Source organism: Paenibacillus thermoaerophilus, from assembly GCF_005938195.1.
Taxonomy (GTDB): Bacteria; Bacillota; Bacilli; order Paenibacillales; family Reconciliibacillaceae; genus Paenibacillus_W; species Paenibacillus_W thermoaerophilus.
On record NZ_VCQZ01000001.1, the window covers coordinates 178,971 to 194,238 of the forward strand.

The window sequence follows — 15,268 nt, forward strand, 5'->3', positions numbered from 1 at the left end:
GGACTTTGGAAAAGCTGGTGATCGAAGGCGGCAGGCCGCTATCCGGCACCGTCCGGATTCAAGGCGCCAAAAACGCTGCGCTTCCGATTCTGGCGGCCAGCCTGTTGGTGGACGGCGCCGCCGTCATCCGCAACGTGCCCGATCTGCTCGACATCCACACGATGGTCAGCATACTGCGGGAGCTCGGATGCCGGGCGGATTTCGAGAAAGAGATCGTCAAGGTCGAGACGTCGAGTCTGGACAGTTGCGAAATACCCGAACACCTCATGAACCGGATGCGCTCCTCGATTTTTCTGATGGGACCGCTTCTCGCCCGGTTCGGCGAAGTGCATCTGTATCCGCCGGGAGGATGCGCCATCGGCGAACGCAAGATCGATCTGCATCTGGCGGGGCTGAAGGCGCTCGGCGCGGAGATCGAAGAGAACGGCAGCAAAATATCCTGCCGGGCGGCCAAACTGACCGGAGCGGATATCGCGCTCGATTATCCGAGCGTCGGCGCGACGGAGAATCTGATGATGGCGGCGGTTCTGGCGCAAGGCCGCACTACGATAACGGGAGCGGCGAGAGAGCCGGAAATCCAGGATCTGCAAAATTTCCTGAACGCGATGGGGGCCCGCATCATCGGCGCGGGTACGGACACGATCACGATCGAAGGCGTCCGGAAGCTGGTTCCGGGCACGTACACCATCATTCCCGACCGGATCGTGACCGGAACGTTCCTGATGGCGGCGGCCGCGACGCGCGGGAATATCCGGCTGGAAGGCGCGATGCCGGGACATCTGACGTCGGCGGTTCACGTGCTGCGGCGGGCGGGTATCCAAATCGCGGTAGACCATGATATAATAGAGGTCAGTAGTCCGTCGCGTCCCAAGCGCGTCGAGCGCATCGTCACCGCTCCGCATCCGTCGTTTCCGACCGATCTGCAGGCGCAGTTGATGGTTCTGCTTTCGCTGGCCGACGGCATGAGCATTGTCAAGGAAACCGTGTTCGAGGGGCGTTTCAAGCACGTCGACGAGCTGTGCCGGATGGGAGCGGATATCCGGGTGGACGCGAACTGCGCGTTTATCCGCGGAGTTCCGCGGCTGTACGGCGCCACCGTCGAGGCGACCGACCTGAGGGCGGGGGCCGCTCTCGTCATCGCCGGACTCGCCGCCCAAGGCACGACCGTCGTCGAACAGATTCACCATATCGACCGAGGTTACGACCGGATCGAGCGCATGTTCAGCGCGCTTGGCGCCAAAATCGAACGGGTGGGTACGGCCGTCCAATCCACCGCCACGTCCTGAACCGGCTTTCGCCGCGCCCCTCCCGTCGTTACGAGGGAGGGGGCCTTCCGGTTCGCAGATGAGAAGAGGTGAACGCGTTGTCTGCCCGCAAGAGCGGTCCGCCGCAGCCGGCAACGGGCGCGAAGCCCGACCTGCGGATGCCTGTCCTGCCGAAGGCGGACAAGCCTCCCAGACGGTCGTACCGCCGGTTGACGGCCGTGATTGTGCTGTTTTTTTTCATTCTGTTCGGCGTGCTGTTTTTCCAGTCGTCCATCAGCAAGGTCGGCCGGATCGAGGTGTCCGGCAACGCGATGGCGCTGGCGGAGGAGATCGTGCAAGCCAGCGGCGTCGAGCCGGGCGATCATTTTTTCGGGTTCCGCGGCAAGACGGTCGAGGAGCGGGTCCGCAAGCTTCCGGTCGTGGCGGACGTCGCCGTGGCCAAAATATTTCCGGGTCTCGTCCGCATCGAGGTCAAGGAGCATCCCAAGGTCGCCTACCAACTGGAACCCGACGGCAAACTGTCGATGGTTCTGGCGAACGGGCACAAGCTTCCGGCCAACCCGCTGTCCGTCCCGGACCGGCCTCTGTTGACAGGCTGGGGCGACAACGATCCGTGGAAGGCCAAGCTTACGGCCCAGCTCGCCAAGATTCCGGACCAGATGCTGTACGACCTGTCCGAGATCCGCCCGGCGCCGTCCGAGCATTTTCCCGACAAAATCCGGATGTATACGCGGTCGCATTACGAGGTGATCGCGCGAATCGACAATCTGCCGGAAAAAATCGAATTGCTGGACGACCTGATCTACAAACAGCGCCAAAAAGAGACCGAATTGAATAAATCCGAGCCCGGTTATTTCACCATGCTGGACACGGTGTATTTCACGCCGTACGCCGAAGCGGCGAATCATGCCCCTGAGGCGTCCGTCCCCGAGCCGTCCGCCGCCCCAAGGCCTTGACACGTCAAGCAGATCAAGACTACTCAATCGCTAGAAAACATGTTACAATCAGAGGGATGGACGCCAGTCCGTCCCTTGTTTGCACTTATGAACCGATGTGAAAAAAATCCGGGTTCCAATTCCCCTCCAGCCACTCCGATCCTATTTTTAGGATAACGAAAAAAAGGATATTGGCAATAAAAGTGGAATATGTAGAAAGGCTGATTCTCGCGAGGGAACAGAAGCAGGAGGTGCCACCGGTTGAGCGGGAACGACATCATAGTCAGTTTGGATATAGGAACGTCCAAAGTACGCGCCATTATCGGCGAATTAAATAACGGCAGCATCAATATCATCGGCGTCGGATCGGCCGATTCCGAAGGAATTCGGAAAGGGGCGATTGTCGACATCGACCTGACGGTACAGTCGATTCGAAACGCGGTCGACCACGCGGAGCGGATGGTCGGCGTACAGATCTCCGAAGTTTATGTAGGGATATCGGGAAATCACATCGCATTGCAGACGAGCCGCGGCGTCGTCGCGGTATCGAACGAGGACCGAGAAATCGGAGAAGAAGACATCGAGCGGGTGCTGCAGGCGGCGAAGGTGATCGCGCTGCCGCCCGAACGGGAAATCGTCGGCATCGTGCCGAGGCAGTATCTGGTGGACGGGCTGGAAGGGATTCAGGACCCGCGGGGAATGATCGGCGTTCGGCTCGAAGTCGAAGCCACTATCATCACGGGAGCGAAGACTTCGATACATAATCTGCTGCGCTGCGTCGAAAAAGCGAACCTGAAAGTGTCGGGGCTTGTCCTGATGTCGCTGGCCGCAGGCCAGCTCGCGCTGTCGAAAGACGAAAAAAACGTCGGCACGGTGCTGGTGGACATCGGCGCCGGCGCGACGACCATCTCCGTATTCGAGCACGGCACGCTGACGGCCACGTCCACGCTGCCGATCGGCGGCGAATTTATTACGAACGACATCTCGTACGGACTGAAGACGCAAAAGGAAATCTCGGAAAAAATCAAGCTGAAATACGGCTGCGCGCTGGTCGAGGACGCCTCTCCCGACCAACTGTTCAAGGTTGCGAGAATCGGCGGGGCGGCAGACCGGGAGTACAGCCAGGTCGACCTCTCGAATATTATCGAGCCGAGGGCGCAGGAAATATTTCAGTTGATCGCCGCGGAAGTTCACCGCCTCGGATACGCGGAGCCGTCGGGAGGCTACGTGCTCACGGGCGGTTCGGTCTCCATGCCTGGGATGCTGAAGCTCGCCCAGCGTGAGCTCGGCGGACCCGTGCGAATCGCCGTTCCCGATTACATCGGAGTCCGGGATCCGGCGTTCACAAGCGGGGTCGGCATCATCCAGTACGTGTCGAAGCTGACGCGTAACCGGACGCAAACCGTTGTATCATCGAAAAAGCCGGCGGCGGCCCGCAAAACGTCCCATGCGGACAAGCCCGGCATGTTCGAACGATTCAAGAATTGGATCAGCGACTATATTTGACACGGTATCAGCGGAAGATACGAGGGGAGATCGACGATATGTTGGAATTTGACTTGGATCTGGATCAGCTCGCGAAGATCAAGGTCATCGGGGTAGGCGGCGGGGGAAGCAACGCCGTCAACCGGATGATCGAATCGGGCGTGACGGGCGTGGAGTTCATCACCGTCAACACCGACGCGCAGGCGCTGCATATGGCTCGCGCCGAGATGAAGCTTCAGCTCGGCGAGAAGTTGACGAGAGGTCTCGGAGCGGGCGCGAACCCGGACATCGGCAAAAAAGCCGCCGAAGAGTCGCGCGAGCTCATCACCACGACGCTCAAGGGCGCCGACATGGTGTTCGTGACGGCCGGCATGGGCGGCGGTACGGGTACCGGCGCGGCGCCGGTCATCGCCGAGATCGCCAAGGAATGCGGGGCGCTGACGGTTGGCGTCGTCACCCGTCCGTTCACGTTCGAGGGACGCAAGCGCGCCCAGCAAGCGGAGCTCGGCATCGCGGCCCTGAAAGAAAAAGTGGATACGCTTATCGTAATTCCGAACGACCGTCTGCTTGAGATGGTAGACAAAAAGACGCCGATGTTGGAAGCGTTCCGCCATGCGGACAACGTGCTCCGCCAGGGCGTCCAGGGCATCTCGGACTTGATCCAGAAGCCCGGCCTGATCAACCTGGACTTTGCCGACGTAAAGACGATTATGACCGAGCGCGGTTCCGCGCTTATGGGCATCGGCATGGCGACGGGCGAGAATCGCGCGGCGGAAGCCGCCAAAAAAGCGATCTCCAGCCCGCTGCTTGAGACGTCGATCGACGGCGCGCGCGGCATTCTGATGAATATTACCGGAGGCACGAATCTGAGCCTGTACGAAGTCAACGAAGCGGCCGATATCGTCATCTCCCACTCCGATCCGGAGGTTAATATGATTTTCGGTGCGATTATCGACGAGAATCTGACCGACGAGATTATGGTGACGGTTATTGCGACAGGTTTCGAGCACAAGCCTTCGGCCGCGCCGCAGCCCTTACGGAAGCCGGCGAACTCCGGCGAACCGGAATCGCGCCCGGCGCCGAATCTGCGCCCGTTCGGCAGCCAGTTGAGCAGCGACCAATTGGATATTCCGACCTTCCTGCGCAACCAGAACAAACGTTGACGGTTGCCATGCGCCCGCCTGCGCGAGCCCCGAAGCTCCGCACAGGCGGGTTTTTTGTGTATGCGTATGCAAACGGTGTACTCCCCGCCCTCACGGCCGCATCGCGGCGCCGGCGCCAGCGTCCCGGTTGGCGCTACGGCTCCGTCCCCTTCGACAAAACCCGCGTCAACGTATTTCTCCAAAAAAAGTGGCCTTCCCGTGACAAGTTTCAACAGACATCGAAATAAGATTTTACTATACTAGGCTCTAGTTTCGATGGAAGGAAAACGCCGAGAGAGGCGGACGAACGTGGTCATCTATGCGGATCTGGTGTTCCTGTTAAACTTCGGGCTGGATGCGGCGACGTTGGCCGCGACGGCACGGACGCGACGGCTTCGCGTCAATTGGTGGCGAATCGCCGTATCCGCGGGCATCGGAGCCTCTTATGTCATGTTTTTGCTGATTCCGTCGTTGTCGGAGGCCGTTCGCTCCCTTTTGTTTACGGCCGCGACGAAGACGATGATATCGCTGATCATGGTATGGATCTCATTCGGCTTCGGAGGCTGGCGTTCTTATCTGCAGAACGTGGCCTCGTTTTACCTGGTGAACTTCGCGGCGGCCGGGGCCGTATACGGATCGTATTTTTTACTGCAGCCCTATCAGGAGCTGATGCGGGAGCTGCTCGAGGCTGGCGTGATGCGCGGAGGCTGGCCGATCGGTCTGGGCTTCGTGATCGTCTCCGCGAGCGGCGGCATCTGGCTGTACCGCCGCGCCGTCAGGCAAGCGAAGCAGCGGGCCGAGCTGGCGGCGCAACTGCTGGAGGTCTCCGTGGCGATCGCCGGGACGGAAGTCGTCTGCACCGGCCTCGTCGATACGGGCAACCGGCTGTACGATCCGCTTACGCGCACGCCGGTGATGGTGCTGCAGGCGGACCGGCTCGGCGACCTGCTGCCACGCGGCTGGCTCGAACGGCTGTCTTCCGACGACGCCGACAAGCTGGTGGCGTCTCTGCCGGACTCGTCCCCGGAAGCGGCGTTCCTGCAGGACCGCCTGCGCCTCGTGCCTTACCGGGGGATCAACCGGTCAACCCGATTTATGCTCGCCCTGAAGCCGGATTCGGTGAAGCTGACCCGTTCGGACGGCGCGGTTCATCCGGTGTCCCGCGCGCTTGTCGGCCTTGACGGCGGAAAGCTGTCGCCGGACGGAAGCTATCATGCGATTCTGCATCCCGGCATGCTCGAACAGTCCGGATGGACCGATCCGCCTTCCGCACCCGCTTCCGCAGCCGCGAAGGCCCGGGCGGGCGACCAGTCCGACTGCACCGTCCATTTATCCTGAGGAGGGACAATCGCCATGCTCGTCAAATGGAAACTGTCGATCCAACTGGCCTACTACCGATTGTTGATGTGGATCGGCCTGAAAAGCGAGGAAATCTATTATATCGGAGGCAGCGAGGCGCTCCCTCCTCCGCTCACGCGCGAGGAAGAGGAATATTTGCTGGAGCGGCTTCCCTCGGGAGACGCGGCGGTACGTTCGATGCTGATCGAACGCAATCTGCGGCTGGTCGTGTACATCGCGAGAAAATTCGAAAACACCGGCATTCATATCGAGGATCTCGTATCCATCGGGGCGATCGGACTGATCAAGGCGGTCAACACGTTCGACACCGAGAAAAAAATCAAGCTGGCCACTTACGCGTCTCGGTGCATCGAGAACGAGATCCTGATGTATCTCCGCCGCAACAGCAAAATCCGCGCCGAAGTATCGTTCGACGAACCGCTTAATATCGATTGGGACGGCAACGAGCTGCTGCTGTCGGACGTGCTCGGCACCGAGAACGACACGATCTACCGCAACATCGAGGAGCAGGTCGACCGCAAGCTGCTGCAGAAAGCGCTCGACAAGCTGACGGAGCGGGAACGCATCATTATGGAGCTGCGGTTCGGCTTGCAGGACGGGGAAGAAAAAACGCAGAAGGATGTCGCCGACCAGTTGGGCATCTCGCAATCGTACATCTCGCGGCTGGAGAAGCGCATCATCAAGCGTCTGCGCAAGGAATTCAACAAGATGGTTTGAGGCGGTCCGGGCCGGAGCATAAAACGGGCTTCCGAGGAGATACTGTACAGTAATGTTTCTCCTTGGGAGGGAATCGCGTGACCCGAAACAAAGTCGAGATATGCGGCGTCGACACCTCCAAGCTGCCTGTGTTGACCAACGCCGAAATGCGCGAGCTGTTCACCGCGCTGCAGCAGCGCAACGAACGATCCGCCAGAGAGAAATTGGTGAATGGCAATCTGAGACTCGTCCTGAGCGTAATCCAGCGGTTCAATAATCGGGGAGAATACGTCGACGACTTGTTTCAGGTCGGCTGCATCGGACTGATGAAGGCGATCGACAACTTCGACCTGAGTCAGAACGTCAAGTTTTCGACCTACGCGGTGCCAATGATTATCGGCGAGATACGCCGGTACTTAAGGGACAACAATCCGATCCGCGTCTCGCGCAGCTTGCGGGACATCGCCTACAAGGCGCTGCAGGTGAGGGACAACCTTACGAACGCGAACTCCAGAGAGCCGACGATCATGGAAATATCCGAAGCGCTGAACGTTCCGAAGGAAGATGTCGTCTTCGCCCTCGATGCGATCCAGGACCCGGTTTCGTTGTTCGAACCGATCTACCACGACGGAGGCGATCCGATCTACGTCATGGACCAGATCAGCGACGAACGCAACAAGGACCATTCCTGGATCGAAGGCATAGCGATCCGGGAAGCGATGCGCAAGCTGAACGAGCGCGAGAAGATGATCTTGTCCATGCGTTTTTTCGAAGGGAAGACGCAGATGGAGGTCGCCGACGAGATCGGCATCTCCCAGGCCCAAGTGTCGCGGCTTGAAAAATCGGCGATCCAGCAAATGCAGAAGCATGTGAAAACGTAAGTCCACGCCCCGGCTCCCGGGGCTTTTTCGCTTGGGTCCGGCATATACATAATAAAGCGGCTCGGGGTCCGAAGAGGGGGAGGGGACGGCGGATGAAAATCTCCGACTTTCAGACGAAGGACGTCATCAATATCGTCGACGGCAAAAAGCTGGGCACGGTCAGCGATCTGGAGCTGGATCTGCGGCAGGGGCGCATCGACGCGATCGTCGTTCCGTCGGGAGGAAAGTTTTTCGGCTGGTTCGCGCAAGGAGCCGATCTGGTGATCCCGTGGCGGAACATTGTCAAGATCGGCATGGACGTCGTACTCGTGAAGCTCGACGAAGCCCGGAGCTACCGACTGGAGGAAGAGACGGGCGCGTCGCAGGGCGGCTCCTCGGCTTACGCGTCGTCCGGATCGGCCGGCGACTACAACCGGCCATACCGGCCGTGAGACTGCCGGATCCGCCTGCGGTCATTGGGCAGGCGGAGCTTTTTTATGGTAAACTGGCTTCATGGCCATTCGCGGCGGGAACTGGAGGAAGAAGGCATGAGGCAACAGGCAGAACCGTTCCGATACGTTCGCGCCGGCGGCCGACCGGGGCTGTTGCGGCTCTCCCGCTGGGAGGAGGAGCATCCCGTTCTGACCGCCGGCATGACGACCAGGCTGGGCGGCGTCAGCAAGCCGCCGTACGATTCGCTGAACGCCGCCTTGCACGTCGGCGACGATCCGGCGGCGGTGCTGGCCAACCGGCGGCTGATCGCGGAGGAAGCGGGCATGCCCGTCGAAGCGTTCACGTGCGCCGAGCAGGTGCACGGCTGCGGGGTGGCCGTCGTGACGCCGAAGGAGCGGGGTCGCGGCCGAGGCGGGCGGGAGGACGCGCTGCAGGACTGCGACGCGATGATCGCGAATGAACCCGGCATTCTGCTTGCGGCTTGGTTCGCGGACTGCGTGCCGTTGTGGTTTTACGATCCCGTGCGGCAGGCGATCGGGCTGGCGCACGCCGGCTGGAAAGGGACCGCGCTGGACGTGGCGGGAAAGACGGTGCGGCGTATGGCGGAGGCGTTCGGCAGCCGTCCCGAGGATATCCGCGCGGCGATCGGCCCGTCCATCGGCGCCTGCTGTTACCAGGTTGACGATACGGTTGTCGCCCGTCTCCGGGAGACGTTGGCCGAACGCGATCTGACGGCCGGCGAAGCGATCCGGCCGGACCCCGCGCAAACGGACAAATATCGGCTCGATCTAAAAGAAATCAACCGGAAATTGTTGAAAAAAGCAGGAATTTTGCCTTTTCGTATCGAAGTAACCGAGTGGTGCACCGGCTGCAATCCGGATTTGCTGTATTCGCACCGGATGGAAGGCGGGAAAACCGGCCGTATGACGGCCTGGATCGGATTGAAGGATGAGCGGATATGAACGGACAGGAACATCATTTGGAACCGTCGGAGAACCGTCTGGCCCAACTCCGCGAGCGCATCCGTTCGACGGAAGCGCGTATCGCGGCGGCTTGCGCCAGAGCGGGACGAGCCAGGAATGAAATCGGCGTCATCGCCGTCACGAAATATGTGTCCGTCGAGACGGCGGCGCTCGCCGTGGCGGAAGGGCTGACGCATGCGGGCGAGAACCGGGTTCAGGACGCCCTGCCGAAGCTGCAGCATATCGGAGACAAGGCCGTCTGGCATTTTATCGGCCACCTGCAGTCCAACAAGGTGAAGGACGTGGTGGGGCGTTTTGCGTATATTCACTCGCTGGACAGGCTGTCGCTGGCGAAAGAAATCAACCGGATCGCTTTGAATCGCGGCTTGCGGGTGCGATGCTTCCTGCAGGTGAACGTTTCGGGCGAGGAGACGAAACACGGCTTGCGGCCGGAACAATTGATCCCGTTCGCTGCGGAGCTGGCGAATCTGCCCGGCATCGAGCCGATCGGCCTGATGACGATGGCCCCGTACGAAGCGGAGCCGGAAGCGACCCGTCCGGTGTTTCGCGGGTTAAGGGAGCTGCGTGACGAATTAAACGCGCGGGCGGTGCTGCCCGATCCCGTAAGGGAATTGTCGATGGGCATGTCGAACGATTTCGAGATCGCCATCGAGGAGGGCGCCACTTGGATCCGACTCGGATCGGTGCTGGTGGGCCGGGAATAAACCGAGTTCTGAAGGAGGATGATTGCGATGGGATTTAAGAGCCGATTCATGAACTTTATCGGTTTGCCGGATGAAGAAGAGGAGCTGGATGCGGACGACCGCCGTCACCATGCCGATTCCCGCGACGATGAATACGAAGCGCCGGAGCCGCCGGCTCCGGACACGCGCAGAAACGGGCGAAGCAATATCGTCAGCATTCACTCGCAAAAAAGCATTCGGGTCGTACTGAACGAGCCGCGTTCGTACGAGGAAGCCCAGGAAATCGCGGATCATCTGCGTTCCCGCCGTCCCGTCGTCGTGAATTTGCAGCGGGTGCGTCCGGAGCACGGCATCCGGATTGTTGATTTTTTAAGCGGGACGGTATATGCTTTGAACGGCAGCATTTCCAAAATTGGACCAAACATTTTCCTCTGTACGCCCGATACCGTCGAAATTCAAGGGGCGATCACGGAGATGCTGGACCGGGAGCAAGATTTTACGCATTGAGGTGAGCGCGCTGAATGATCTATGACTTGATTTCTTGGCTCGGCAGCATCTACCAATGGATGATTATCATCTACATCCTGCTTTCGTGGGTGCCCAGCGCCCGCGACAGCTTTGTCGGAGAATGGCTGGGCAAGCTGGTGGAGCCGTATTTGGCGCCGTTCCGCCGATTTATCCCGCCGATCGGCGGCATGATCGACATTTCCCCGATTATCGCGCTGATTGCGCTGCGGTTCGCGGTCGAGGGACTGCTGACCGTCGTCAGATCCCTGATCGGATAACGGCCGGAGGGAAGGGCGATGTCTTCGGAACTGCATGCGCATTTTCATCCCGACGAGCGTCCGTTCGTCGACAAAGCCTTGGAATGGATACAGCGGTCCGCCCGTCAGCATGACGTCAAACGGACCGATTTTCTTGATCCCCGCCAAGCCTGGATTCTCGAATCGCTCGTCAACCGGGAAGCGGACGTCCAACTGCTGTTGTTCGGAGGATACAAACAAGCCGAGCGGCGGAGAGCGCTGATCGCCCCGGATTATCTCATGCCGGAGCCGGAGGAATGCGGCGTCGCCTTAATCGAGGCGACGTCCCCGGACGGCAAATTCGCGGAGCTGGACCACGGCGATTTTCTGGGGGCGCTGACGGCGCTGGGCGTCAAGCGGGACAAGCTCGGCGACATTCATCTGCACGAGGACGCCTGCCATATTCTTGTAGCCGAGGAGCTGGCGGACTACTTCTCGTTGAACCTCCGCCAGGTGCACCGGGTCCATGTGTTCACGCAGCGCTTGCCGCTTGAGCGGCTTCGTCCGGCCGAGACGCAATTCCAAGAGATGAAGCTGTCGGTCGCTTCGATGAGGCTGGACGGCATCCTCAGCGACGTTTGCCGGATGAGCCGGGCCAAGGTGCTGCCGCCTATCAAGGCGGGGCGCTGCAAGGTCAACTGGAAGGTCGAGGAGGACCCGGGCAAACCGCTCCGGCAAGGCGATGTCGTCTCGCTGCAAGGCTTCGGCCGATTCAAAATATTGGAGCTCGAAGGAGAGTCCAAGAGCGGCCGCATTCGTCTCCGTGTCGGGAAATATTCCTGACGCTCCGGCAGGAAAGGCTCTGAATGCGTCGAATAAAAGGGAGTAGCATCGAAATCCGGGAGGTTTGACTTGCATGCCTTTGACTCCGCTAGATATCCATAATAAAGAATTCAGCCGCAGGCTGAGAGGATACGACGAAGACGAGGTCAACGAGTTTCTCGATCAGATCATCAAAGATTACGAGGCGTTGATCCGCGAAAACAAGGAACTGGGCAATCAAGTGGCCGCGCTTCAGGAACGGCTGAATCATTTCGCCAATATCGAGGAGACGCTCAGCAAAACGATTATCGTCGCGCAGGAGGCGGCCGACGAAGTCAAAAACAACGCCAAGAAGGAAGCGCAGCTCATCCTGAAGGAAGCGGAGAAAAACGCCGATCGGATTATCAACGAGTCGCTCGCCAAAGCCCGTAAAATCGCGATCGAGATCGAAGAACTGAAAAAGCAGGCCTCGATCTTCCGCGTCCGCTTCAAGGCGCTGATCGAAGCGCAGGTCGAACTGCTGAACAACGACAGTTGGGTTTCTTTGTCGGAGGGCGTCGCCTTCGACCAGGAAGCCGCGGCGACACGCGATATCCGGGAAATCATGGACCGGGGTTAAACCCGGGATCGCGCTTTCGCGCCAAAATCGGGCGCAACGTTCCGGGCAGGCGTGTTGACGCCTCGCTTGCGATTTTGCTATACTCCAGTTAACTCTAATATCGTTGCTTAAAGCTGTGACTGGGACGAGTACGCCGGATGGCGGCCAACAGCGAGTCAGGGACTGGTGCAAGCCTGACGGTACGAACCGTGTGGAAAATCACCCAGGAGCGTCTCTGGAACGAATAGCGGCCTTCGGCTATTCCAGTATAGAGCACCGGCTGATCCCGTTATCGATCGCAGGAGTGTCGACAGACGCCCTTGGCGCGCCGCCGCATGTATGGTTCATGCGGGCCGGAGGCCGGATCGCGTCCGTCTTCATCAGGGTGGTACCGCGAGACAGGCTCTCGTCCCTATCGGGATGAGAGCTTTTTTATTTGAAGAAAGGAGTCCGACGATGGATTACAGCAAAACGTTAAATCTGCCGGAGACACAATTCCCGATGCGCGGAAATCTGCCGCAGGCGGAACCCGCGACGCAAGCCCGCTGGGACGAGCTCGATCTGTACCGCAAGGTGCGCGAGAGCCGCAAGGGGCGCCCACAATTCATTCTGCATGACGGCCCGCCGTATGCGAACGGCGACATTCACATCGGTCACGCCTTAAACAAAATTCTCAAGGATTTTATCGTCCGCTGCAAGACGATGCAGGGCTTCGACGCCCCGTATGTGCCGGGCTGGGATACGCACGGTCTGCCGATCGAGCAGGCGATCGCGAACAGCGGCAAGGCCGACCGCAAAAAAATGGCCGTGGCCGATTTCCGCGAAGCGTGCAAAAATTACGCGCTCGGCTGGATCGAAAAGCAAAAGGCCCAGTTCAAGCGGCTCGGCGTTATCGGCGACTGGGACCGTCCGTACATCACGCTGGACCCGAAATACGAAGCCCAGCAAATCCGCCTGTTCGGCGACATGGTCAAGAAGGGATACATCTACAAAGGGCTGAAGCCCGTGTACTGGTCCACGTCGTCGGAGAGCGCGCTGGCTGAAGCCGAGATCGAATATAAGGAGAAAACGTCTCCGTCCATTTATGTCGCTTTCCCGGTGAAGGACGGAAAAGGCGTGCTGGACAACGATGCAAGCATCGTCATCTGGACGACGACGCCGTGGACGCTTCCGGCCAACCTGGGCATCAGCGTGCACCCCGAGTTCGACTACGTGACGGTTGCGGCGGGAAGCGGCAAATACGTCGTCGCGGAAGGGCTGCTGGAATCGGTCGCCCAAGCGGTCGGTTGGGACGAAACGCAGGTGTTGGCGAAGGTCAAGGGGGCCGAGCTGGACCGCGTCGTCTGCCGCCATCCGTTCTACGACCGCGACTCGCTGGTAATGGTCGGCGAGCACGTGACGCTGGATGCGGGCACGGGCTGCGTCCACACGGCGCCGGGCCACGGCGAGGAAGACTTCGCCATCGGCCAGAAATACGGCATCGGCGTGTTGTGTCCGGTTGACGATCAGGGGTATCTGACAGCGGAAGCGCCCGGGTTCGAGGGTATGTTCTACGAGAAGGCGAACGGTCCGATCATGGACCGCCTCAAGGAAGAGGGTCGGCTGCTCGCCGCTTCGACGATCCGGCACCAATACGCCCACGATTGGCGGACGAAGAAGCCGGTCATCTACCGGGCGACGGAGCAATGGTTCGCGTCTGTCGACGGCTTCCGGCAGCAGATGCTGGATGAAATCAAGCGGATCTCCTGGACGCCGGAATGGGGCGAGACGCGCCTGCACAACATGATCGCCGAACGCGGAGACTGGTGTATCTCCCGCCAGCGTTCCTGGGGCGTGCCGATTCCGATCTTTTACTGCCGCAAGTGCAACGAGCCGCTGGTCAACGACGCGACGATCGAGCATGTGGCCAATCTGTTCGAGCGCGAAGGCTCGAATGCCTGGTTCCAGCGCAGCGAAGCCGAGCTGTTGCCGGCGGGCACGACTTGCGCGGCGTGCGGACATTCCGAATTCCGCAAGGAAACGGACATCATGGACGTCTGGTTCGACTCCGGCTCCAGCCATGCGGCCGTGCTGGAGACGAGAGAGGATCTCCGCTGGCCCGCGGATCTGTATCTGGAAGGCTCCGACCAATACCGCGGATGGTTCAACTCGTCCTTGATCACCGGCGTCGCCGTCAAAGGCCGCGCGCCGTACGAAGGCATCCTGAGCCACGGCTTCACGCTTGACGGCGAAGGCCGGAAAATGTCCAAATCGCTCGGCAACACGGTCGATCCGAACCAGGTATGCAACAAGCTGGGCGCCGACATATTGCGGCTGTGGGTCGCCTCGACCGATTATCAGGCCGACCAGCGCATATCGGACGCCATCTTGACCCAAATCTCGGAAGTGTACCGGAAAATCCGCAACACGCTGCGTTATCTGCTGAGCAACCTGAACGACTTCAATCCGGAGACGGATGCCGTGCCGCGCGAATCGATGGGCGAGCTCGACCGCTTCGCGCTGGCGCGCCTGAACCGGATGACGGACCGCGTGTTGAAGGCTTACGACCGTTACGAATTCCACACGGTGTACCAGGCGGTTCATCATTTCTGCGCCGTGGAGATGAGCGCGTTCTATCTGGATATCGTCAAAGACCGTCTGTACTGCAGCACGCCGACGGACCCCGCGCGCCGAGCTTGCCAAACCGTATTGTACGAGGCGCTGTTGGCCATAACTAAGCTGATAGCGCCGATCATCCCGCATACGGCTGACGAAGTTTGGCGGCATACTCCGGCCGTGCAACTGCCCAGCGTACATCTGGCCGAGTTCCCTCAAGCGGATCAATCGGCTTACGACGAAACGCTGGAGAAGAAGTGGAGCCGGTTCCTCGAGGTTCGCGACGAGATCATGAAGGCGCTGGAAGGCGCCCGCAAGGACAAGCGGATCAACTCCAACCTCGGCGCGAAAGTCGAGCTGTTCCCGGAATCCGCGGAAACGTTCGAGCTGCTGAACGGAATGGACCGTCTGGATCAGCTTCTTATCGTGTCCCAGGTCGCATTGGTATCGCCGGGGGCGGCCGCCGTTCCGGAGGACGCCGTCAAGCTGGACGGCATCGCCGTACGCGTTACGCCGGCCGAAGGCGGCAAGTGCGAACGCTGCTGGGTTGTCCTGCCGGAAGTCGGCAAGCACGGGCACCATGAGGACGTATGCCCGCGTTGCGCGGAGGTTTTAACTGAGATCGGCGCCTGATCCATCCGAATTGGAG

General features: G+C 60.1%; 15 protein-coding genes and 1 other annotated feature. All 15 genes read left to right on the forward strand.

Annotated features, from left to right (window positions below; translation table 11 throughout):
• Positions 1 to 5: 5 nt before the first annotated feature.
• Entirely contained in the window at positions 6 to 1,286 is a 1,281-nt protein-coding gene (gene murA, locus FE781_RS00800; RefSeq protein WP_138787720.1) for a UDP-N-acetylglucosamine 1-carboxyvinyltransferase, read from the forward strand.
• 77 nt (positions 1,287 to 1,363) lie between these two features.
• Entirely contained in the window at positions 1,364 to 2,221 is an 858-nt protein-coding gene (locus FE781_RS00805) for a cell division protein FtsQ/DivIB (RefSeq protein WP_170209383.1), read from the forward strand.
• A gap of 240 nt (positions 2,222 to 2,461) precedes the next feature.
• Positions 2,462 to 3,706, forward strand: a complete 1,245-nt coding sequence (gene ftsA / locus FE781_RS00810) for a cell division protein FtsA (protein WP_138787722.1) — start codon at positions 2,462 to 2,464, stop codon at positions 3,704 to 3,706.
• A 38-nt stretch (positions 3,707 to 3,744) separates the two neighbouring features.
• A complete protein-coding gene (gene ftsZ / locus FE781_RS00815; RefSeq protein WP_138787723.1) occupies positions 3,745 to 4,848 on the forward strand; it encodes a cell division protein FtsZ in 1,104 nt (367 codons plus the stop codon).
• Between the two features lie 288 nt (positions 4,849 to 5,136).
• The gene (gene spoIIGA / locus FE781_RS00820) at positions 5,137 to 6,165 is read left to right on the forward strand and encodes a sigma-E processing peptidase SpoIIGA (RefSeq protein WP_170209384.1); all 1,029 of its coding nucleotides are present in this window, start codon (positions 5,137 to 5,139) and stop codon (positions 6,163 to 6,165) included.
• A gap of 15 nt (positions 6,166 to 6,180) precedes the next feature.
• Entirely contained in the window at positions 6,181 to 6,903 is a 723-nt protein-coding gene (gene sigE / locus FE781_RS00825; RefSeq protein WP_138787725.1) for an RNA polymerase sporulation sigma factor SigE, read from the forward strand.
• Between the two features lie 77 nt (positions 6,904 to 6,980).
• The gene (sigG, locus tag FE781_RS00830) at positions 6,981 to 7,763 is read left to right on the forward strand and encodes an RNA polymerase sporulation sigma factor SigG (RefSeq protein WP_138787726.1); all 783 of its coding nucleotides are present in this window, start codon (positions 6,981 to 6,983) and stop codon (positions 7,761 to 7,763) included.
• 92 nt (positions 7,764 to 7,855) lie between these two features.
• Positions 7,856 to 8,194, forward strand: coding sequence for a YlmC/YmxH family sporulation protein (locus FE781_RS00835; RefSeq protein WP_138787727.1), 339 nt, complete (start codon positions 7,856 to 7,858; stop codon positions 8,192 to 8,194).
• Between the two features lie 96 nt (positions 8,195 to 8,290).
• The gene (pgeF, locus tag FE781_RS00840) at positions 8,291 to 9,157 is read left to right on the forward strand and encodes a peptidoglycan editing factor PgeF (RefSeq protein ID WP_138787728.1); all 867 of its coding nucleotides are present in this window, start codon (positions 8,291 to 8,293) and stop codon (positions 9,155 to 9,157) included.
• Positions 9,154 to 9,882, forward strand: coding sequence for a YggS family pyridoxal phosphate-dependent enzyme (locus FE781_RS00845; protein WP_138787729.1), 729 nt, complete (start codon positions 9,154 to 9,156; stop codon positions 9,880 to 9,882). The genes pgeF and FE781_RS00845 overlap by 4 nt, the downstream gene beginning before the upstream one ends.
• 27 nt (positions 9,883 to 9,909) lie before the next feature.
• Entirely contained in the window at positions 9,910 to 10,368 is a 459-nt protein-coding gene (locus FE781_RS00850; protein WP_138787730.1) for a cell division protein SepF, read from the forward strand.
• 14 nt (positions 10,369 to 10,382) lie between these two features.
• Positions 10,383 to 10,646, forward strand: a complete 264-nt coding sequence (locus FE781_RS00855) for a YggT family protein (RefSeq protein WP_138787731.1) — start codon at positions 10,383 to 10,385, stop codon at positions 10,644 to 10,646.
• Positions 10,647 to 10,664: 18 nt separating this feature from the next.
• Positions 10,665 to 11,447, forward strand: a complete 783-nt coding sequence (locus FE781_RS00860) for a YlmH family RNA-binding protein (protein WP_138787732.1) — start codon at positions 10,665 to 10,667, stop codon at positions 11,445 to 11,447.
• 73 nt (positions 11,448 to 11,520) lie between these two features.
• A complete protein-coding gene (locus FE781_RS00865; protein ID WP_138787733.1) occupies positions 11,521 to 12,045 on the forward strand; it encodes a DivIVA domain-containing protein in 525 nt (174 codons plus the stop codon).
• Positions 12,046 to 12,151: 106 nt separating this feature from the next.
• Positions 12,152 to 12,441: a binding site (T-box leader), on the forward strand.
• 39 nt (positions 12,442 to 12,480) lie between these two features.
• A complete protein-coding gene (gene ileS, locus FE781_RS00870) occupies positions 12,481 to 15,252 on the forward strand; it encodes an isoleucine--tRNA ligase (protein ID WP_138787734.1) in 2,772 nt (923 codons plus the stop codon).
• Positions 15,253 to 15,268 lie beyond the last annotated feature (16 nt).